A 19,970-nucleotide genomic window follows, 5' to 3' on the forward strand; every position below is an offset into this window, starting at 1 on the left:
TCATCGGCTCCCGGACAGGACGAGGGCCATCATCTCGGCGCGGGTCGCCCCGTCGTTCATGATGCCGCGCAGCGCGCTGGTCACGGTCGAGGAACCGGGCTTAGAGATGCCGCGCATCGACATGCACATGTGCTCGGCCTCGATGACGACGATGACGCCCTGGGGGTTCAGAATCTCATCGATCGCGTCGGCAACCTGAGCGGTCAGGCGCTCCTGCACCTGGGGGCGGCGCGCGTAGCCTTCGACCACGCGTGCCAGCTTGGACAGGCCCGTCACGACGCCGCCGCGCGGAATGTAACCCACGTGGGCGCGGCCGTAGAAGGGCAGCAGGTGATGCTCACACACCGAGAAGAAAGTGATATCGCGGACGAGGACCAGCTCGTCGGTACCGGCGTGGAACTGGGTGCGCAGGTGCTCGCGGGGGTCCTCGGTCAGACCCTTGCACATCTCGCGCCACGCGCGCGCCATGCGGTCGGGGGTGCCGACCAGGCCCTCGCGCTCGGGGTCCTCACCGATTGCGACGAGTAGGTCGCGCGACGCCTTTTCGACGCCTGCGGGATCGTATGTCATGCCTGCTCCTCACCCTCGTTCGCCTGGGTATCCATCACGTCGGAGACGTCGATCGAGGGGACCTCAAACGACGCCTCGGAGGTGGCCGAGGCCTCGGCGGACCCCACGCCGACCGGGTTGCCCATGAGGGCGCCGGGGACGGCCGCATCGGACTGGTAGTTCCACACGGGACGCTCCGGGGCCTTCACGACGTCCTTGAAGATCTCCGCGAGCTGCGCCTCGTCGAGGGTCTCCTCCTCGAGCAGGCGGGAGGCCAGCGTGTCGAGAACACCGCGGTTCTCCGACAGGATGCGCCACGCCTCGCGCATCGCGTTGTCGAGGAGGCGACGCACCTCCTCGTCGATGATCGCGGCCGTCTCGTCGGAGAAGGCGCGCGGGCCCTCGCCGCTACCGTGCCCGAAGGCCTCGGTGTCGGCGTCACCGAGCTTGACCATGCCGATGCGGTCGCTCATGCCGTAGTCGGTGACCATCGCGCGGGCCGTCTTCGTGGCCTGCTGGATGTCGTTGGCGGGGCCGGTCGACGGATCGCGGAAGACGATCTCTTCGGCGACTCGGCCGCCCATGCCGTACACCAGGTCGTCGAGGAGCTGGTTACGCGTCTTGTTGAAACGGTCCTCGGTGGGCATGACCATCGTGTAACCCAGGGCGCGGCCGCGCGGCAGGATCGTCACCTTCGTGACCGGGTCCGTGTAGTTCAGGGCGGCGGCGGCCAGTGCATGGCCGGCCTCGTGGTAGGCGGTCACGGCCTTGTCGTGGTCGTTCATGACTCGGGTGCGCTTCTGCGGGCCGGCGATCACGCGGTCGATGGCCTCGTCGATCGCGCGCTCGTCGATGAACTGCATGTTCGAACGCGCGGTGAGCAGCGCCGCCTCGTTCAGGACGTTCGCCAGGTCTGCGCCCGTGAAGCCGGGGGTGCGCTTGGCGATCTGACGCAGGTCGACCTGCTCGGTCAGCGGCTTGCCCTGCGCGTGCACCTTGAGGATGGCCTCGCGGCCCTTCAGGTCGGGGGCCTCGACGGCGATCTGGCGGTCGAAACGGCCCGGGCGCAGCAGGGCCGGGTCGAGGATGTCGGGGCGGTTGGTCGCAGCGATGAGGATGATGTTGGCGCGCTCGTCGAAGCCATCCATCTCGACGAGGAGCTGGTTCAGTGTCTGCTCGCGCTCGTCGTTGCCACCGCCGATGCCGCTGCCACGGTGGCGACCCACGGCGTCAATCTCGTCGACGAAGATAATGGCCGGCGCGTTCTTCTTCGCGCGCTCGAACAGCTCACGCACGCGGGAGGCACCCACGCCGACGTAGAGCTCCATGAACTCCGAGCCGGAGATCGAGAAGAAGGGGGCGTTCGCCTCGCCGGCCACAGCCTTGGCGAGCAGGGTCTTACCCGTTCCGGGAGGACCGTAGAGGAGGACGCCGCGCGGGATGCGCGCACCCACCTTGTGGAACTTGTCCGGGGAGGCCAGGAACTCGCGGATTTCCTCGAGCTCCTCCACGGCCTCGTCCTCACCGGCGACGTCCGCGAAGGTGACGTCGGGGCGCTCCTGGTTGAATTCCTTGGCGCGCGACTGCGTGAAGCCGCCCATCATGCGCGAACCCGACATGGAGCGCATGACGAAGTAGAACGCGCCCATGAGGATCAGCAGCGGAACCAGCAGCTGGAAGATAGCGCCGAGGGCGCCAGACTGGGGACGGACCGCGTTCCAGCCCTTGGCCGGGGCCTTGGCGGCCACGGTGTCCAGGATGTCCTTCGTCTGCACGTACGAGTACGTGAAGTAGACGCGCTTACCCAGATCCGCGGTCTTGTCGTCATCGCCGGTGCTCTGGTGCACGTAGTTTTCCGTGAGCGTCAGGTTCACCTGCTGGGTGCCCTCGTTGAGGACCACCTGCTCCACCGTGTCACCCGAGATGAGCGCCAGGCCCTCCGAGGTCGAGACCGAACGCGGCTGGTTCGTCTGCCACAGGAACCAGCCACCCACCAGCAAGATGAGGAGCGGAACCAGCACCCAGCCCAGGCTGGGGCGCTTATTCTTAATCTTCTCGTTCACAGACGTCCCTTACAGTTCAGTGTTCTCAGTTGTTGTACACGTGCGGCTGCAGCGTGCCAACGAAGGGCAGGTTGCGGTACTTTTCGGCGTAATCCAGGCCGTAACCGACGACGAACTCATCGGGAATATCGAATCCCACGTATGCCACATCGACGTCAACCTTGGCAGCCTCCGGCTTACGCAGGGCGGTCGCGATCGTGACCGAGGCTGCGCCACGCCCCAGCAGGTTCGCCTGCAGCCAGGACAGGGTCAGGCCCGAGTCGATGATGTCCTCGACGATCAGCACGTGACGACCGGCCACGTCCTGGTCAAGGTCCTTGAGGATGCGCACAACGCCCGAGGTCTTGGTGCCCGACCCGTAGGAGGAGACGGCCATCCAGTCCATCTCGAGGGGAGTGCGCAGCTTGCGCGACAGATCCGCCATCACCATGACGGCGCCGCGCAAAACACCGACGATCAGCAGTTCTTCACCCGCGTAGTCGCGGTCAATCTGCTCGGCCATTTCACCGAGCCGACGGTCCATGTCCTCGGCGGTGACGAGGATTTCCTTCAGGTCGTTTCCCATGTCGGTGGCGTCCACCGTGGCCTCTTTTCGTTGGGTTGTAACGCGAGCGGTTCCACTATAAGCGTGCCACAAAACCGCGCGACTGTAACAGGAAGGCATAGATTCTCACTGTCAGCGCAACATCGTGTGAGCACGCTCGCGGCGCACCGGGCGCCCCGCGGCCCGGCGAGTGGAGCGCCGGCGACCGTCACGATTGGTGTCCATCCTCGCCCGCGGGGTGTGCCCGGAGAATGATCTGGGCGCATTCACCGCGCCCAGCGCGGGAGGCCAGACCCCCGGGCAGGTGGATCGGGCCCTGTCCTCGCCACGCGACGACGAGGTCATCAAGATCGTCAATGTGCCCACTCGACAGCGCCCGCAGGCCGGCGGCTCGGGCGGCCTCGCGCAGGGTGCGCGTGCGCACCGCACGGGGAGCGCCGCGCAGGAGTGACACCGCGAGCGCCACAGACGCGACCCCTCCACCGAGGTCTTGTGCGTCGGCGACCCGGGCGGCTCCGGTGAGCTCGCGCGCCCATTGCGCGAGGGCATCGTCGTCGTGCGCGCACAGGGCAGCCGTGCGGGCCAGCGCGGGAACCGGGTCCACTCCGAGGGCCGAGGCCAGGGCCGGGATCGCGCGGTGACGCAGGGCCGAGCGCCGCAGCGGACTCCCGTCGGCGGCCCGCCACGGGCCGTCAACATCGTTCGTCGGGTCTTCCACAGGCGTCAGGCCCGCCTGTTCGCACGCCGCCTCCGTGTCTGATCGCCGCAGCCCGAGCAGCGGGCGCAGCCACGTCACCCCGTCGTCATCGCGCGAGATCGGAGCGATAGCGCGCAGGGAGGAGGGGCCGGAGCCGCGCGCCAGGCGCAGCAGCACCGTCTCGGCCTGGTCGTCCATCGTGTGTCCGAGGAGGATCGGAGCATTTTCTCGCAGACCGACCGCTCGCAGGGCGGCTCGGCGAGCGTCCCGGGCTGAAGCCTCCGGGCCTCCCCTGCCATCAACAGCCACGGTCTCGACGAGGGCTCGCGCGCCCAGGGACTCGGCCAGGTCCGCGACCTCGCGCGCCTCGTCACCACTGCCCGCGCGCAACCCGTGATCGACAGTCACCGTGACAACGGGGATTCCCGCTCGCGCGGCCACATCAATCGTCGTCAGCGCCAGCGCCAGCGAATCCGCACCACCCGACAAGCCGACGATGAGAGCGGGAGGGGCCCCGGCCTCGTCGATGTACGAGGTCAGCTGAGCGCGCACCGCCAGGGAGCAGGCGCGCAGAGGGCCGCTCGGATTCGGCCCCACACGGCTCGAGGCGTCAGCGCACACGCGCCAGCCACGCGGAAGGCTCCGCGTACTCGCGGGCGGAGGGCAGGGCCTCGACGCCCGACAGGAGATGGGCGATCGCACCCTCGCGCACAACGGTGCGCGCGAAACCCTCGGTTTGGGCCTGCATGGCCTCGACCCCGGCCAACGGCATACCGGCCGCCGCGCACGCGCGCACCAGGGCCACCCCACCGGCGTGCGCGCGGTGGGTGCGCAGCCACTGGATCGAGGGCAGGTCGCGGGGCGTGAGGACCTCCATCTCAGCCGTGGGCAGCGCATCGAGGAGTAGAACGATGCGCACGAGCTCGTCACTGCGCTCGGGCAGCGCCTGAATCAGGTCCGCGATGTAGGGAACCAGGTGGGGCGCATACGTCAGGTGCACGCCGCGCAGGCCCGTGCACAGGGACACCCAGCGGCACCAATCCGTCTGATCGAGGGCGTAGCGCTGGGCGTCGGCGAGCACGTTGGGGGCCACGAGGACGCGGCGGCCAGCGTTAATGTCCCAGATGCCCGTCGCATCCTTCGACAGGGCACGCAAGATGATGGCCTCGGCGGCCAGCACGAGGGGGGTGCGCTTGTCCTCGAAACGCTCCAGCAGGGAGCCCACCGACCGAATCAGGCCGCGCCGGTCCACGACGAGGGTCGAGGAGGCGGCCACCGTCGCAGAGGCCTCGGGCAGGGTGGAGAGATCGGCGAGCCTGCGGTTCGACCACTCCACCGAGCGGCGCAGGCGCGCCACCACGGCGGAGGCACCGACGCGAGAGGCCGACGGTCCCGCATACGACAGCGAGGCGAGAACTCCCGCGACGTCGCGCGGGCCAAACGGCATATCCATGTCCCTAGTTTAGCCCGGCCAGGCCTTCCTCGAAGGCGTCCAGGCGGCCGCGCGTGGCGTAGGCCCCCTCGGTCACGCGGTCATGCCCGATCGACACGAGGAGGACGCGCCCACTCGTCGTCATGACGGACCCGGACAGGGAGGTGACCTCCTGGAGGGCGCCCGTCTTGGCCTGCACGTTTCCGACCGCGGGTTCCTCAGTCATGCGCTTGGAGAGCGTACCGACGAGGCCCGCCCACGGGAGCAGACGCATCGTGTTCGCACCGGTCCCCTGCCCCGCGTAGGACGCCTTGAGGACGCCGACGAGCGTGTCGGCGCTGATCTTGTCGTTGCTCGACAGGCCCGAGCAGTCCTCGAGGGTCAGGCCGTCCGTGGGAATGCCGGCGCCAATGAGTGCGGCGCGCACCGTGTCGGTCGCACCCTCGTAGGTCGAGGGGGCACCCGCCGCGCGCGCGGCGAAACGGCAGTACTGGTCGGCGAGCGTGTTGTCGGAGTGCGCGAGCATCCAGCGCAGCTGCTCTCCCATCGTCGCAGAGGACACCGAGGCGATAGCGGCCGCGCCCGCCGGGGCGTCCCCGGCCTCGCCGAGCGTCGCACTGATGCCGGCTGCGCCCAGCGCCTGCGAGAACACCTGCGCGACGCGTCCCGGAGCATCCGAGTAGAAAGCGTTGGCGCCCTCGTAGGTGCGTCCCGCGTCGATCGCCATCGGCCCGACGTGCCCCTCGTAGGCGCCGACCTCCTGCGCATCCCAGGACGCCAGGTGCGACGCCCCCTCGAAGAGAGTGCCACGCCAGTTCAGGGTCACCGAGGTGATGCCGCGCTGCGCGAGGGCCGCCGCCGCATCGTTGGCGAGCGTCTGCAGGCCGGCGCGTCCGGACACCTCGACCTCGTCGGAGGTGCCGATGCCGAGGAGCAGATCGCCTTCGGAGTCCAGGTAGAGAGTCTGGTTGTCGGCACCCAGGAGCGCGCTCGTCGTCAGCGTCGCCGTCGGATCCAGGTGGGTGAGCGCCGAAAAAGCAGCGAGAGTCTTCGTCGTCGAGGCAGGCGTGTGCGCCGTCGACGCATCCGCGTCCAGCAGCACCTCACCGGTCTGGGCATCCACGACCGTGCCCCACGCCGTGTATCCACCCTCCGCCGCGGCAGCCGCAACCGGCGCCCACAGCGCCTGGACATCCTCGGCGGAGACCGGGTTCCCGGCGCCCTTCGCATCGCCGGAAATCGGCGCAGCTTCAAGGGTCGAGGCCGTGGGGGCGTCCGCCGGAGTGGCCGTTTGCGGGGCACAACCGGCACCCACGAGCGCCGCCGTCGCCACGAGTGCGGCGCTAGCGCTTACAATGGCCCCCATAGACGTGCGATGCATGGATTTCCCTTCGTGGTTACTTCGGTACCTACACTACCCGTCCATGCGCCGACACAACCAACCGGACCCCCGAGTTTCGGGGCTAATGAGGAAGGCGCGGCCATGGAATTTGACGTGACCATCGAGATCCCCAAGGGGAACCGAAACAAGTACGAGATCGACCACGTGACGGGTCGCATCCGCCTGGATCGCATGCTCTTCACCTCCACTCGTTACCCCGATGACTACGGCTTCATCGACGACACCCTGGGCGAGGACGGCGACCCGCTGGACGCCCTGGTCCTCCTCGAGGAACCCACGTTCCCCGGCTGCGTGATCCGCTGCCGCGCGCTCGGCATGTTCCGCATGCGCGACGAGAAGGGCGGCGACGACAAGGTCCTGTGCGTCCCCGCCTCCGATCAGCGCGCCTCCTGGCGTACCGAGATCGACGACGTGTCGGAGTTCCACCGCCTGGAAATCCAGCACTTCTTCGAGGTCTACAAGGACCTCGAGCCCGGCAAGAGCGTCGAGGGTGCCCACTGGGTGGGTCGCGAAGAGGCCGAGGCCGAGATTCGCCGCTCCTACGAGCGCCTGAAGGAGCACGAGGGCGAGCACTGAGCTGACTGCTTGCGAAGGGGCCGCGCGGACTTGCGTCTGCGCGGCCCCCTTCGCATACCCGCGCTCCCCGGCCTCGGCCGTTAGCATGGGCGTATGCACACATCGACTGCCACCCAGCCTTCCCCGCGGGGAGAAAGCGGGGGCTCTGGCTCGATCTCGGCACCGGCGTCGAAGCCGTGGGAGCGGCGCCTCACGCGCCTCATCGTCGTTGTCGTCCTGATTCTCGTCGGCGTGTTCATCTGGATCCCGTTCGGCAAGCCGATGCTGGGACCGCTGACGATGCGCGCCACATTGGCGACGCTTCCCCTGTTCGCACTGCTGTGCATCGGGTGGGTGCCGATCGTGTGGGCTGCCCTGCGTTGGATGGTCCGGGACACCCTTCGTCGTTTCCTGCTGCCCGTCCGTGGGCGCCACGCGCGCGCCCCGCATCCCGGGGTCGCCACTGCCGCGTTCGTACTCTCCGCCTCGGCATTCGCATTCGCCTACACCGAGTTCGGGGCGGGGTACCTCCCCGCACTTCAAGACTGGTGGGAGGGGCCGGCGCACTACGAGGGCCTGACCTGCCAGAACCTGGACGAGAAAAGCAGCACTCGGCGCCCCATCTCCAGCACCTTTGAGCTCGTTGACTCCAACGGCGTCGTGCGGTCTTTCAAGGTCGACCACAGCGAGCTGCGAGCAGTTTCCACCCGTCTGGGCCACCCCTACGCAACGGTCCTGACGGCCTGCAGGCTCCCGGGCACGACCCTCGACGCGTCGATCTACCCTCGGACGGGACTCATCGCCGAGGCCTCGGTCCGTCAGTAGAGCGTGTACCTACTTCGCGCTAGCGCTTCCACGCCTCGACGATGATGCCCGTGCGGTCGTAGACGCTGATCCCGATCTGGGTGCCGGGTGCCTGGCAGGCCTCGACGATCGTGTTGTAGAGGGGCGTCCCCTTCTCGGCGTGGCGATCGAGCTCGTATTGGCGCAGGTCGTAGGCGCGCACGACCCCTTCGGTTTCAGTCAGCTCGATGTGCACGAACGGCCCATCGTCGCGTTGCTCGGGATTCATGGCGGTGCACGTGACTCCCTCGCGGGTCACCGGACCGTCGCGCCAGTCGAGGGCAGCCTGACCACACATGCCCCACGCGACCAGACCAACCAGTCCAAGCACCACGAGCGAGGCCACGACCCCCAGGAACATGGTGCCGGGGTGGGCTTCCGTCGCGTGCTTGCCGCTGCGCATCGGCTTGATTCTGCGGATTAGGTCGAGGATGAAACGCCCGAACACCGCCCGGACGATGGGGAGGAACGCGAGGACTGCTATGGCCGCGATGATCACTCGCGCCTGGCTCAACTGGAATGCCCACTGCGTCCAGTTATCCCTACTGAGGAAATCAATGAACCCCCACGCCGGAGGCACCACGCAGAACAAGACGAACAGGGCGCGCACGTACGCGGGGAACGGCTTGACAACGCGTGGGACCGTGGAGGTAGCACCGATCTGGTGGGTGTTCGTGTCGGCGGTGGGGGCACTCATGTCGTTCATGCTAGCCACATGACCCCACAAGCACGCTCGCGGGTTGCACACAGGAGCGATTTTCTACACCGGCGGCGCCATCCGGCACTTGTGGCCTCATGGCGGCAGCACCAGGTAAGACTCGCGGCCCACCGAGTGGCTATCGCGGCCCCTCAGGTGGCCACCGCACACGTGCCGACCGTCGCGTTACTGGCGTTGAAATTTTCCATTGCTGACCCGTAAAGCCCCGTACGGGCGCCCACCGGTACAAAACTCTCCCGGCAACCCCCACCTCAAGGCCGAACCGGTACAAAACTCTCCCCACACAGCAAAAAACGCCCATTTCAGACCATTTAGCGCGAGCAGGGAGAACTTTTTCCCGGTCCAGACGCAAACAACCCGAGCAGGGAGAACTTTCTCCCGCCGACCACCACCGACTAGCCACGCAGCGCACACGCCCCGGTACAAAACTCTCCCGGCAACCCCCACCTCAAGGCCGAACCGGTACAAAACTCTCCCCACACACGGCGTGTAAGCCCAGCCATACACAAGCCCACAACACACAACCCACACAACCACAAAAAGGCCGGGGGCCGCGCAGACACACAGTCTGCGCGGCCCCCGGCTCATCAAGCAACGATGCGGCTCAGAGCCTCACGGCGTAGGGCATGATCGAGCCCCAGCTGTACACGCCGGTAATGCGAACGGGCACGCCGAAGGTGGGAGCCTCGATCATCTGGCCGCCGCCCAGGTAGATGGCGACGTGGTAGATGCCGGACTGGGTGCCGTTGGAGGACCAGAAGATCAGGTCGCCGGCCTCCATGGAGCCGATCGGCACGTGCGTGCCGTAGCTGTACTGCGCGCGGGAGAGGTGCGGCAGGTCGACGCCTGCGCTCTCCCAGGCGAGCATGGTCAGGCCCGAGCAGTCCACGCCGCCGTAGGATTCGCCGCCCCACACGTAGGGGACGCCGAGGTAGCTCTTCGCGGCCGCAATCGCCGCGTCAGCGCCGCCGCCACCCGAGTAGGAGGGGGCCGAGTACGAGGGCTCCTCGTAGGAATAGGAGGGCGCAGAGTAGGAGGGCGCAGAGTACGAGTAGTCGTCATCATCGTCCTCGTCGTCGGCAGAGGACGAGGCCTGGGCGGCAGCAGCGGCAGCAGCGCGCTCGGCGGCGGCTGCGGCCTCGGCCTGACGCTGGGCTTCCGCAGCTGCGGCGGCCTGCTCGGCGGCGATACGCGCGGCTTCCTGACGCTCGGCCTCGAGGGCGGCCTCACGCTGGTTGATGAGATCGACGGTCGTGTTCTGCTTGGTGGCCAGCTCCTGCACGTAGGCGCTGCGCTGGGCGGCGACGATTGCAGCCTCGTTCTGGGCGGCGGTCGCGGCCTGGTTGGCGGCGTCGGTGCGAGCCTGGACCTCGTTGGTGGCGGCCTGCTGGTTCGCGAGCGCGGAGTTTGCGGCGTCGCGGGTCACCTTGGCGACCTGCTCGAGGGCGGCGACGTTCTGCATCTTCGCCTCGGCGGAGGAGGAGAAGGAGTTGATGCCGGCCTGCTTCGTCTCGACGCTGCGCAGACCGTCGGAGTCAAGGTAGGGGGCGAGCGAGTCGAGCGTGCCACCGCCGTTGCGGTAGGCAGCCTGCGCGACGGAGGCGATCTGCTGCTTGCCTTCCTGGAAGGCGGCCTCGGCAGCATCGGCTTCGGCCGAGGCCTGGGTGGCGGTCGCGGTGGCCTCGGCTAGGGCGATGTTCGCCTCGTTGAGGTTTTCACCGGCGATCTGCGCGTTCTGCACCGCGGTTGCGGCGCTGGCGCTGACCTCGGCGAGCTTGACCTCGATCTGGGCGACGCTCATCTTCGCGGCTTCTTCGGCAGCCTTTGCGGCAGCGATCTCTTCCTCAGAGGGGGCGGCTTGCGCCATCTGGGGCAGCACGAGGAGGGCGCAGGCGGCGATAGCCGTCAGGCCCGTGCGAATGGTTCCGCGTCGTCTCATCGTTGTCTCATCTCGTCCAATTAGGTGCGCCGGAGCGCGCGTACTGGGAAAGAGCCTATCCACTTTCGTCACGCTTGGCAACAAACACACCACAAAACTCAACTTTCACACATGCAACAGTCGCAACATTAGTAACACCAGCACCATGATTACCGCGCAAATACCTGCGCTTTCATGACATTTTCAACCATCACCATGAGCCTGCTCACATACTCGACCGACGGACAGCAGCTGTCACAAAAGTCCACCATCCGGGACCATCGCGCCCAGGCCTCGTCGATGACAAACAATTGAAGGCATGAACCGTCGAATGTGCCGCTGACTGCGCGTCAGCACAAGCGACTGCCGCGCAGTCCCCCGACAGCGGGACGCGCCTCGACGCATGTTCACTTCACCGCATCTGCGGCCCGCCGGAGGGGAATCAGAGACGAACTACCCCTCACCTAAGGAGCCGCACAATGACCGCCAACGACTGGTCCTTCGAAACCAAGCAGATCCACGCCGGATACAACCTCGACCCCGCCACCGGTGCCACCGCGCTGCCCATCTACCAGACCTCCTCCTACGCCTTTGAAGACACCGCGCAGGCAGCGAGCCGCTTCGCCCTGCAGGAGCTGGGCCCCATCTACACGCGCCTGACCAACCCGACGACCGACGGCGTCGCCGCCCGCATCGCGGCCCTCGAGGGCGGCGTCGGCGGCCTCCTTGTGTCCTCCGGCCAGTCCGCGACCGCCCTGTCGATCCTCGCCCTGGCCGTTGCCGGCAACAACGTGGTCGCCTCCCCCTCCCTGTACGGCGGCAGCGTCACCCTGCTGAAGAACACGCTGGGACGCCTGGGCATCGAGACCCGCTTCGTCGCAGACCCCCTCGACCCCGAGGCGTGGCGCGCGCTCGCCGACGACAAGACGGTCGCCTTCTTCGGCGAGACCATCCCCAACCCGCAGGGCGACATCCTCGACATCGAGCCGATCGCGGCGGTCGCCCACGAGGTCGGCGTGCCCCTCATCGTCGACAACACGGTCGCCACCCCCTACCTGATCCGCCCGATCGAGTGGGGCGCCGACATCGTCGTCCACTCGGCCACCAAGTACCTGGGCGGACACGGAACCTCGATCGCGGGCGCGATCGTCGACTCGGGTAACTTCGACTTCGCCTCCCAACCCGAGCGCTTCCCCCTCTACAACACGCCGGACGAGTCCTACCACGGCCTCGTCTACGCCCGTGACCTGGGCGTGGGCGGCGCGCTGGGCGCGAACCTGGCGTTCCTGCTGCGCATCCAGACGCTCATCAACCGCGACCTGGGCGCCGTCACCTCCCCCTTCAACGCGTTCCTCATTTCGCAGGGCATCGAGACGCTGTCCCTGCGCATCGAGCGCCACGTCTCCAACGCGCTGGCGGTCGCCCGCTTCCTCGAGGCTCACCCGGACGTCGAATCCGTCAACTACGCGGGCCTGGAGTCCTCCCCCTACTACGAGCTGGGCAAGAAGTACGCGCCGCTGGGCACGGGCGGCCTGCTCTCCTTCGTCATCAAGGGCGGGTACGAGGCCGGCCGGGCCTTCGCAGACGGCGTGCAGCTCCTGCCGGTGGTCGCCAACATCGGCGACGCGAAGTCCCTCGTCATCCACCCGGCGTCGACGACGCACTCGCAGCTGACCGAGGAGGAGCTGGTCAAGGCCGGCGTCGCGCCCGGCACCGTGCGCCTGTCGATCGGCCTGGAGAACATCAAGGATATCCTCGCCGACCTGGAGCTCGGCTTCGCCGCGGCCCGCGCGGCCACGGCCTAACAGACCCGTCGGCGGCCTCGGGGATACACGCACTCCTGAGGCTCCGAGGCCGCCGCTGCCCCTCCCCCAATTCCCGCAACAGCGAAGCGCCCCTGCGAAAGAAGGACATCATGAGCCGTCACAACCTGCCCCCCGCCCCCATCTCCGGCGCGTGGCGCGAGGGCGACCCGGTCGCCTTCCGCAAGTTCGCGAACCTGGGTGCCCAGCGCCTGGAGAACGGCGAGATCCTGCCCTCCGTGACACTTGCCTATGAGACGTGGGGCGAGCTGGATGAGGCTGGCTCCAACGCGGTCCTTATCCTGCACGCGCTGACCGGCGATGCCCACGTGTACGGCGAGACGGCGCCCGGCCAGCCGACCCCCGGCTGGTGGGACCAGATCGTGGGCCCGGGGCGCATCATCGACACGGACCGCTACTACGTGGTGGCCGCGAACGTTCTGGGCGGCTGTCAGGGTTCCACGGGCCCGGCGTCCCTCGCTCCCGACGGCGCGCCGTGGGGCTCGCGTTTCCCCGTAATTTCCACGCGCGACCAGGTGTACGCCGAGTCCCGCCTGGCCGACCTGCTCGGCATCGACGAGTGGAGCATCGTCGTGGGCGCGTCGCTGGGCGGACACCGCGCCATCGAGTGGGCGGTCAGCTACCCGGAGCGCGTGCGCCGACTGGTGGTCGTGGCCTCGGGCGCGCAGACGACCGCCGACCAGGCTGCCTGGACCCACACGCAGATCCGTGCGATTGAGCTGGATCCGGCGTGGCGCGGCGGCGACTACTACGCGGGCCCCGGCCCCACCGCAGGCCTGGCGCTCGCCCGACAGATCGCGCACACGACCTACCGCTCCCCCTCGGAGCTGGACGAGCGCTTCGGCCGCATTCCCCAGAACGACGAGGACCCCCTGCACGGCGGTCGCCTGGCAGTGGAGTCCTACCTGGACTACCACGGCGAGAAGATCGTGCGCCGCTTCGACGCGGGTTCCTACGTGACGCTGTGCCGCACGATGCTGTCCCACGACGTGGGCCGCGACCGCGGCGGCGTCGTCGAGGCCCTCAAGGCCGTCACCGCGCGCACCCTCGTCGTCGCGGTTGACTCCGACCGCCTGTTCTTCCCCGAGCAGGTCTGGCAGATGGCAGCCGGAATTTCGGGCGCGTTCTACCGCGAGATCCACTCCGACCACGGTCACGACGGCTTCCTCATCGAGCACGACCAGCTGACCGCTCTCCTCGACGAGTTCCTCAACGAGCGCATCCCCTCGCGCGCGTCCTCTTTCGCCTGATCGACCCCCATTCTCCGCGAGGCCACCCCGGTTCCTCCTCCTCATCAACGAGGCCGGGGCGGCCTCGCGCGTTATGCTGACCACATGAGCGTTACCAGCAATCCCACGGCCGGCGGCGAGCTAATGCCCGACACGAGCGGCCTGCCCGACCTGTCCGGGGTGGAGGCCCCGGCCTCGTCGCCCGAGGGGATCCCCGAGCGCGACGTCATGGCCCCCTGGGGCGAGGCCGGCCCGCCCGGCTCCGATTGGCGCGCCGACATCCTGGGCGACGGGTACGAGTCACGCACGATCGAGCTGCTTGACGACGCGGAGGGCCCCTGCGTGGCGACCCTCGTGCGCGCGACCCCGCCCGCGAGCGCCCGCTTGACGATCCTGTACCTGCACGGTCGCAACGACTACTTCTTCCAGACCGAAATGGCCCAGCACCTGGTTGACGCGGGTGCCGCGTTCTACGCGCTGGACATGCGCAAGTACGGGCGTTCCCTGCGTCCCCATCAGACGATCGGCTACACGGACGACCTGTCCGTGTACGACGAGGAGATCGGCGAGGCCATCGAGATCATCCGCGAGGAGCGCGACGACGAGCCGATCGTCCTCATGGGCCACTCGACGGGCGGCCTGATTGCAACCCTGTGGGCGCATCGTCACCCGGGCGTCCTGGACGGCCTGATCCTGAACTCGGGCTGGCTGGAAATGCAGTCGATGGCCGCCTGGCGCGGGGCGATGGCCCCCGTCATCGGACGCATTGCGTCGCGTAACCCGATGTGGGAGGTGCCCACGGGAGGGGCGGGACACTACGGACGCTCGCTCGCGGGTCGGGCTTCGTCGGAACTGCCTATCCCGGAGGGGCTGTCGGCGCAGGATCCGTCCGTCGCGGGCTGGCCGATCATCCAGGACTGGAAGCGCCCCGAGTCCTACCCGGTACCGGCCTCGTGGCTCGAGGCAATCATGGCCGGGCACGAGACGATCGAAAAGGACGTGCACCTGGACTGCCCGGTCCTGTCGATGGTGTCCACGTCCGCCTATTTCGACGAGGAGTGGTGCGAGCGTGCCTTCACCTCCGACACCGTCCTGGATCCGACCGTCATCGCTCAGCGGAGCCTGGGCCTGTCGGACCTGGTGACGATCGCGCGTTTCCCCGGCAAGCACGATCTCGTCCTGTCGGACGCTCCCGTGCGCGAGGCCGTGTACGCGACGATGCGCGGCTGGCTGGGTGCTTTCGTGCGCTGAGCATCAGGAAGCGAGGAGGCCCGGGATCGCCTGATCCCTGGCCTCCTTCGTCGTGTCAGCGTCGCGGGGTCTGGGCGCTCGCCGCGATCGCGCGTCAGTGCTTGGCGGAGCGGTGTCCGCGGGGAGCCTGCGCGTATTCGCGCACGATCTCGCGGTTGACCTCGTCGAGGGCTTCGGCCAGGGTCGGGCCCAGGCGATCGCCGATGCGCACCTGCCCCCAGGCGTCGAGATGGCCGAGGCCGCGCGCGGTCAGGAGGGTGTCGAGCGACGGGTAGGTCAGGCCTGCGCCGGACACCGCGCCGCTGGCCGCAAGCACGAGGTCGGTGGGCAGGCCGAGCTCACTGCGGGCGACGAGGGGCGTGTCCTGGCCGAGGATCTGCGCGAGGGTACGCAGCCCGGCCTCGTCGCGGCCGAGGACCGGCAGGCCTTCCGCACGGGCCGCAGCGACCTCGGGGGATTCATCGGAACGATCCACGGACGACGCCGTGGCAGCCTCAGTCGCACCACCGTCGTTAAGTTCGACGGATTCTTCGCGAGCGCGACGCGTGGCGCGGCGGCTCATGTGGGCGGGGCGCTCCCAGCGGGGCTTTTCTTCCTCGGGCTCCTGCTGCTCATCAGCCTGCTCGGGCGTGGCGTCGCCTGCCGATTCCGCCTGTTCATCGGCGATCTCAACGTGCTCGTCGCTTTCATCGCTGCGTTCGTCGGCGGCTTCGGCCTCGTCTGCGTGAACTGATTCTTCCGTGGCGATCTCCTCGAGGTGATCGTCGGCGTGCTGGTCGTCAACGGCGTGCGCGTCGGCTTCGCCTGCCTCGTCGGCCGGGGCCCACTTGTCCGCGGGCTGCTCGGCGGCGTCACCTTCGGAGGCTTCGGCTTGCTCGTCGACCTGCTCGTGCGCACCCGCAGTGTCGAGCGCGTCGGCGATCTCAGCCTCGGCCTCCTCCGCGTGCTCACTGTCGGAGAATTCGGGCGCAAACGCGTCGCGAGCGTCTGCGACTTCCTCCACTGCTTCATTGACCTCGGAGCTGTCAACCGCCTCGACGTGATCGGCGACGTGCTGGTCGGCAGCATCAGGGGCGTCGGCCTCGCCTGCTTCATCGGCATCGTCGGCTTCATCGGCCGGGGCCCACTCATCCGCGGACTCCTCGGTGGCGTCGGCCTGCTCGGCGGGCTCGCCCTGCTGCGGGGCGTCGACGGCCTCGAGCGCGTCGGCCAACTCGGCCTCGGCCTCGTCCTGATCGCCTTCCTCGGCGGCGGACTGCCAGGGAGCCGGGGGCTCCTCGTCGATCGGGTAGGTGAAGACCTCGCGCAGGTGCGGGGCGACCTTCGGCGTGGGGCGCGTCGTGGGGGTCTCGGAGTCCTCCTCGTTCGAGGCCTCGGCGCCCTCCTCGGGAGGCGCGGGGATCGCGGACTCTGCGGGCACCCTTTCCTCAAAGGGAGCCGGCTGTTCGGTCGCGGCGGCCAGCGCGGGCGCTGCCGCGGCGGAGGCGAGGAGCTGCGGCGCATGGCCGTACAGGCGCGGCCCCACCGCGTTCACGTCCAGGAACAGGCGGCCGTTCGACATCTGGCGCAGGTTCATGAGGTGCACCTCGACGCCGGACGTCGCCAGGATGGACAGAGCGGGGCGCACCGAGGGGTCGATCTCACCTGCCACGATGATGAGTCGCGGGCCCGGGCCCACCGCCGGGGGCATCGAATCGCGGAACTGCGCCCAACCGCCGCGGAAGCCCTCGGGGCCCGAGGGGTACTCGGCCGCCAGGTCCGACCACGAAATCGAGGCCACCTCGGCCAGTCGCGACAGGGAGGTAATAAGGGTCTCGGAGTCGAGTTCCTTAAGAATTTCGACGGAGACGATCTGACCCGACACGTCGAGCGCGGTCAAACGCGGCGTCTCCTCGTCCCCCTGGCCGGTCATATCACGCCAGGTCACCGGGAATAGCGGGCGCGAGACAATCTGCAGGACCTGCTGGCAGATAGCGTCGACAAGGTCGGGTCCCAGGTCCTGGGCGACCGGATATCCGAATTGAGCGGGGACGAGGTGTCCATCCTCGAACTCAAACAGGGCCATCGCTCTTCCCTTCACGTGTATGGGGCGCTCGGGGCCATTGTTTCATACGTTCCAAAAGAAACACGGATGACACAGGGACATTGGGATAGATACCACGTAAGCATCTATCCCTAAAGCCCCGGTCGACGAGCCGTCTCACCCACGCCCCACATCACGCCCACAGTTCTTCAAGCCGGTAGAATAGTGAGCTAGCGCAACAGATCTTTGACGGCAGGACAGGACGACGATGCCCGATCTCCACATTCTCGAGAACGACCTCGAGGCTTTCTCCCAGAAACTGAGCGACCTCTCGGCGACGATCAACAATATCGCCTCCCTTCCCTACAATCTCTCCTATGTCAAGTTGGCCATGGAAGGCGGCTCCGCCCCCACACAGGCGACGTATGCAGGCGAACACATGGAGGACCAGCTGCTCGCGCTGAAGACCTCCTTCTCAACCCTGGCCGACAACGTTAAGGCCTCGGCCACCGAGTATTGGGCAACAGAAGACATCAACCAGCAGTCAATCCAACAGGTCATGGCGAGCCTCCCCGAGCCCTGCCCGCCCGTCGGCCCATCGAAGGGAGAGTGAGCCATGGCGATCACGTGGGCAAACATTCTCAACTGGGAAAGTGGATCTCTCGAGTCCATCGCAAAGGACCTGCTCGAAGCGAACCAAGTCCTGCGCAAGGCCTACGAGGACGGCGAGGACGCCCTGGGCGCCGTCCGGTCCGAGGGTGAGGCCGTCACGGCGATGCGCGAGGCGACCACCAAGAACCTCGCTTCGCTCGAGCGCGCGCTCACCAATGTCAACGGCGCTCTCTTGGCCATCGAGGGCGCACGCGACGGGGTTGCGACCGTCGTGGCAAACGTCCACAGCTTGCTAGCATACGCATCCGCTGTCGAGTGCACGATCCTCACCAACGGCACCGTCATCGACCATAGCTTATCAAGGCGAGAAGACGCCCCTTCTCAGGAATACCTCGATATCGTCGACAAAATCAAGGCAATTGTCGAACAGGCCAACCAGGTTGACAGCAACCTGTGCGAGGCTCTTAGCAATATCAATAACGACCGCTACACGGATGGCGACGGGGCAAACAACAAGGTCGTCGGCGTCCCCGACTTCCCCCAGCCGAACTGGACCCCCTCTCAGGTCGCCGCCTGGTGGAAATCACTGTCATACGAGCAGCAACAATTCCTCGTCGATCGACGCCCGGATGACATCCGCCACCTCGACGGACTCCCAGCGGTGGCACGCGACAAGGCCAACAAGCACGCACTTAACGGCTATCTCCACGCCGACGGAACCTATCGGGCAGGAGCCTTCGAGGAATCCAAGCAAGAACTATCCGCCGCGACGGAGGAATACGACAAAGCCAAGAAGGAATACCTCAAGGCCGCAAGCGAAACCAGCACAAACCACATCCCCGCCGACGTGCGAGAGAAATACCGAAAAGCAGCTGAGCGAATGAGAGTAGCCCAGGAGCATTACGACGACCTGAGCGCGATCCGACGACAAACGAACGACACCGAACGTGCCAAGAGCGGCCTTCCCCCCGCTTACCTACTCGACTTCGACTACGACAAGAAGTACCAGCGCACGACCGCCATCGTTGCCTCGGGCAACCCTGACACCGCCACGCACGTGTCGACACTCGTCCCTGGCATCGGCACGAACGTGCGCGGCGACCTCGGGTATTACATGGAGTTCAACGAACGACTCAAGAAGCAGACCGCTTACGCGGGGATCGACCCGAACAACGTCGCCACCATCTCCTACCTCGGCTACGTCGCCCCCAAAAACGAGGGGATTGACCTTATTCAGGCAACGGACATCCGCTACGCGGATCGCGCGGCCCCCAAGCTCGCGCGCTTCGAGGAGGGGCTGCGCGCAAGCGCCGAGGCTAACAACCACAATTTCGTCAACACCCTCATCGGCCACTCCTACGGTTCCACCACGTCCGGCAAATCGATGACGCTCGTCGCCCCCGGCACCGTCGACCGCTTCATCATGTGCGGCTCCCCCGGTTCCGGCGTTCAGAGCATCGATGAGTACAACGTCCCCAAGGATCACGTCTATGTCTCATCTATCCCAACACATGATTCAGTCCAGGATCTCAACGTATTAGCCTCGAGTGGATACGGGAAAGATCCCCGTAATCTCGATGGAATTACACACCTCAGCGGGGATGCAACAGACTCAGCCGATTATTGGGTCAACAAGAAGAGCCCCGGCATTTCGCGCTGGTGGACGGACGTCACACACAGCTTCAAGCACCATATGGACTACTTTGACGAAGGCACACGAACCTCGCAGGACTTCGCGAACATCGTCGCTGGCTCAGACCAGACGACGGACGAGGAATGGGAAATGCTCGACAAGGCTCACGAGTTGGGGTTGACCGATAACTGGAGCGTCTCGCGCAACCTGGCCTAACCCGAACAATCACAGCGGAATATGCAGCGCTCGAAGAAGCCCGAGCGAAAGAAACCTCTCACCGCTAGACAAATCCAAACGGTGCTCCCATCCCTCGACAGGCTGGGAGCACCGTCGCATGCACAGCCCGCCAGTCCCCACAGCAGCACAGCGCAGCGAAACATCAGCCACTGACACATTCTGAGCAACTATCCTCAGTTGTCCGACGACTTGGGACCAATGTCGTGTACGATGACACATGTCGCTCAGAATCCGGATGGCGCAGCATCTTCCACCCGGTTAGACTACTGCGCGACTGAGCATATGAGACAGAACAGGGTGGCACTCAATGGGCAGAGATAAGCTGCGTATCGTTGAATATTCGGCGCCAGAGCTGCAGGTTCCAGCGTCCGATGAGACGCGCCGCGAACTGTCACCCTACTGCCTGAGCACAGACTCAACCCCCCGCATTTACCCACATTC

16 protein-coding genes are annotated in these 19,970 nt (G+C 66.9%); 7 read left to right on the forward strand and 9 right to left on the reverse strand.

Going from position 1 to position 19,970, the window contains the following annotated elements:
- From folE to dacB, 6 genes are all read right to left on the reverse strand, one after another.
- Entirely contained in the window at positions 1-570 is a 570-nt protein-coding gene (folE, locus tag CYJ22_RS01840; RefSeq protein ID WP_101600646.1) for a GTP cyclohydrolase I FolE, read from the reverse strand.
- Positions 567-2,612, reverse strand: coding sequence for an ATP-dependent zinc metalloprotease FtsH (gene ftsH / locus CYJ22_RS01845; RefSeq protein ID WP_101600648.1), 2,046 nt, complete (start codon positions 2,610-2,612; stop codon positions 567-569). Before ftsH ends, folE begins: the two co-directional genes overlap by 4 nt.
- 25 nt (positions 2,613-2,637) lie before the next feature.
- Complete coding sequence (hpt, locus tag CYJ22_RS01850) at positions 2,638-3,192, reverse strand: hypoxanthine phosphoribosyltransferase (RefSeq protein ID WP_007590027.1); 555 nt, start codon at positions 3,190-3,192, stop codon at positions 2,638-2,640.
- Between the two features lie 172 nt (positions 3,193-3,364).
- Positions 3,365-4,474: a tRNA lysidine(34) synthetase TilS gene (gene tilS / locus CYJ22_RS01855; RefSeq protein WP_101600650.1), complete on the reverse strand. Its 1,110-nt coding sequence runs from the start codon at positions 4,472-4,474 to the stop codon at positions 3,365-3,367.
- Positions 4,464-5,306 carry a hypothetical protein gene (locus CYJ22_RS01860; RefSeq protein WP_007587412.1) on the reverse strand — a complete coding sequence of 281 codons (843 nt, stop codon included), beginning with the start codon at positions 5,304-5,306 and terminating at the stop codon, positions 4,464-4,466. Before CYJ22_RS01860 ends, tilS begins: the two co-directional genes overlap by 11 nt.
- A 4-nt stretch (positions 5,307-5,310) precedes the next feature.
- On the reverse strand, positions 5,311-6,666 hold the full coding sequence (dacB, locus tag CYJ22_RS01865) for a D-alanyl-D-alanine carboxypeptidase/D-alanyl-D-alanine endopeptidase (protein WP_007587406.1): 1,356 nt from the start codon (positions 6,664-6,666) through the stop codon (positions 5,311-5,313).
- A 102-nt stretch (positions 6,667-6,768) separates the two neighbouring features.
- Here dacB and CYJ22_RS01870 point away from each other — a divergent pair, with 102 nt between their 5' ends.
- Together CYJ22_RS01870 and CYJ22_RS01875 are read left to right on the forward strand one after the other, a co-directional pair.
- Complete coding sequence (locus tag CYJ22_RS01870; RefSeq protein WP_003792014.1) at positions 6,769-7,263, forward strand: inorganic diphosphatase; 495 nt, start codon at positions 6,769-6,771, stop codon at positions 7,261-7,263.
- Between the two features lie 93 nt (positions 7,264-7,356).
- Positions 7,357-8,067 (forward strand): hypothetical protein, encoded by a 711-nt coding sequence (locus CYJ22_RS01875; protein ID WP_207760493.1) that lies wholly within the window; start codon positions 7,357-7,359, stop codon positions 8,065-8,067.
- Positions 8,068-8,086: 19 nt separating this feature from the next.
- Here the strand turns inward: CYJ22_RS01875 and CYJ22_RS01880 are convergent, their stop codons facing one another.
- Both CYJ22_RS01880 and CYJ22_RS01885 read right to left on the reverse strand, forming a co-directional pair.
- On the reverse strand, positions 8,087-8,782 hold the full coding sequence (locus tag CYJ22_RS01880; RefSeq protein ID WP_243390432.1) for a hypothetical protein: 696 nt from the start codon (positions 8,780-8,782) through the stop codon (positions 8,087-8,089).
- 625 nt (positions 8,783-9,407) lie between these two features.
- Complete coding sequence (locus tag CYJ22_RS01885) at positions 9,408-10,742, reverse strand: NlpC/P60 family protein (RefSeq protein WP_101600654.1); 1,335 nt, start codon at positions 10,740-10,742, stop codon at positions 9,408-9,410.
- Between the two features lie 458 nt (positions 10,743-11,200).
- Between CYJ22_RS01885 and CYJ22_RS01890 the strand changes: the two genes are divergently transcribed.
- From CYJ22_RS01890 to CYJ22_RS01900, 3 genes are all read left to right on the forward strand, one after another.
- Positions 11,201-12,526, forward strand: coding sequence for an O-acetylhomoserine aminocarboxypropyltransferase/cysteine synthase family protein (locus CYJ22_RS01890; RefSeq protein WP_101600656.1), 1,326 nt, complete (start codon positions 11,201-11,203; stop codon positions 12,524-12,526).
- Between the two features lie 110 nt (positions 12,527-12,636).
- On the forward strand, positions 12,637-13,794 hold the full coding sequence (metX, locus tag CYJ22_RS01895; protein WP_101600658.1) for a homoserine O-acetyltransferase MetX: 1,158 nt from the start codon (positions 12,637-12,639) through the stop codon (positions 13,792-13,794).
- 84 nt (positions 13,795-13,878) lie between these two features.
- Complete coding sequence (locus tag CYJ22_RS01900) at positions 13,879-15,024, forward strand: alpha/beta hydrolase (RefSeq protein ID WP_101600660.1); 1,146 nt, start codon at positions 13,879-13,881, stop codon at positions 15,022-15,024.
- Between the two features lie 94 nt (positions 15,025-15,118).
- On the opposite strand, the gene CYJ22_RS01905 is transcribed toward CYJ22_RS01900, so the two are convergent.
- A complete protein-coding gene (locus tag CYJ22_RS01905) occupies positions 15,119-17,089 on the reverse strand; it encodes a hypothetical protein (RefSeq protein WP_101600663.1) in 1,971 nt (656 codons plus the stop codon).
- A gap of 226 nt (positions 17,090-17,315) precedes the next feature.
- On the opposite strand from CYJ22_RS01905, the gene CYJ22_RS01910 reads away from it, so the two are divergent.
- A complete protein-coding gene (locus CYJ22_RS01910; protein WP_007589673.1) occupies positions 17,316-17,660 on the forward strand; it encodes a hypothetical protein in 345 nt (114 codons plus the stop codon).
- Positions 17,661-17,663: 3 nt separating this feature from the next.
- Positions 17,664-19,508, forward strand: coding sequence for an alpha/beta hydrolase (locus CYJ22_RS01915; protein WP_101600665.1), 1,845 nt, complete (start codon positions 17,664-17,666; stop codon positions 19,506-19,508).
- Positions 19,509-19,970 lie beyond the last annotated feature (462 nt).

Origin of the sequence: Schaalia odontolytica, assembly GCF_002847525.1 — a bacterium.
GTDB classification, from domain to species: domain Bacteria; phylum Actinomycetota; class Actinomycetes; order Actinomycetales; family Actinomycetaceae; genus Pauljensenia; species Pauljensenia odontolytica_B.

What these genes read in the sequence shown, in the direction of transcription:
- CYJ22_RS01915 (WP_101600665.1), top strand. Translation starts at nt 17,664, where the DNA reads ATGGCGATCACGTGGGCAAACATTCTCAACTGGGAAAGTGGATCTCTC.
- CYJ22_RS01870 (WP_003792014.1), top strand. Translation starts at nt 6,769, where the DNA reads ATGGAATTTGACGTGACCATCGAGATCCCCAAGGGGAACCGAAACAAG.
- CYJ22_RS01885 (WP_101600654.1), bottom strand. Translation starts at nt 10,742, where the DNA reads ATGAGACGACGCGGAACCATTCGCACGGGCCTGACGGCTATCGCCGCC.
- folE (WP_101600646.1), bottom strand. Translation starts at nt 570, where the DNA reads ATGACATACGATCCCGCAGGCGTCGAAAAGGCGTCGCGCGACCTACTC.
- CYJ22_RS01900 (WP_101600660.1), top strand. Translation starts at nt 13,879, where the DNA reads ATGAGCGTTACCAGCAATCCCACGGCCGGCGGCGAGCTAATGCCCGAC.
- metX (WP_101600658.1), top strand. Translation starts at nt 12,637, where the DNA reads ATGAGCCGTCACAACCTGCCCCCCGCCCCCATCTCCGGCGCGTGGCGC.
- CYJ22_RS01890 (WP_101600656.1), top strand. Translation starts at nt 11,201, where the DNA reads ATGACCGCCAACGACTGGTCCTTCGAAACCAAGCAGATCCACGCCGGA.
- CYJ22_RS01860 (WP_007587412.1), bottom strand. Translation starts at nt 5,306, where the DNA reads ATGGATATGCCGTTTGGCCCGCGCGACGTCGCGGGAGTTCTCGCCTCG.
- CYJ22_RS01875 (WP_207760493.1), top strand. Translation starts at nt 7,357, where the DNA reads ATGCACACATCGACTGCCACCCAGCCTTCCCCGCGGGGAGAAAGCGGG.
- CYJ22_RS01910 (WP_007589673.1), top strand. Translation starts at nt 17,316, where the DNA reads ATGCCCGATCTCCACATTCTCGAGAACGACCTCGAGGCTTTCTCCCAG.
- dacB (WP_007587406.1), bottom strand. Translation starts at nt 6,666, where the DNA reads ATGCATCGCACGTCTATGGGGGCCATTGTAAGCGCTAGCGCCGCACTC.
- CYJ22_RS01905 (WP_101600663.1), bottom strand. Translation starts at nt 17,089, where the DNA reads ATGGCCCTGTTTGAGTTCGAGGATGGACACCTCGTCCCCGCTCAATTC.
- CYJ22_RS01880 (WP_243390432.1), bottom strand. Translation starts at nt 8,782, where the DNA reads ATGAGTGCCCCCACCGCCGACACGAACACCCACCAGATCGGTGCTACC.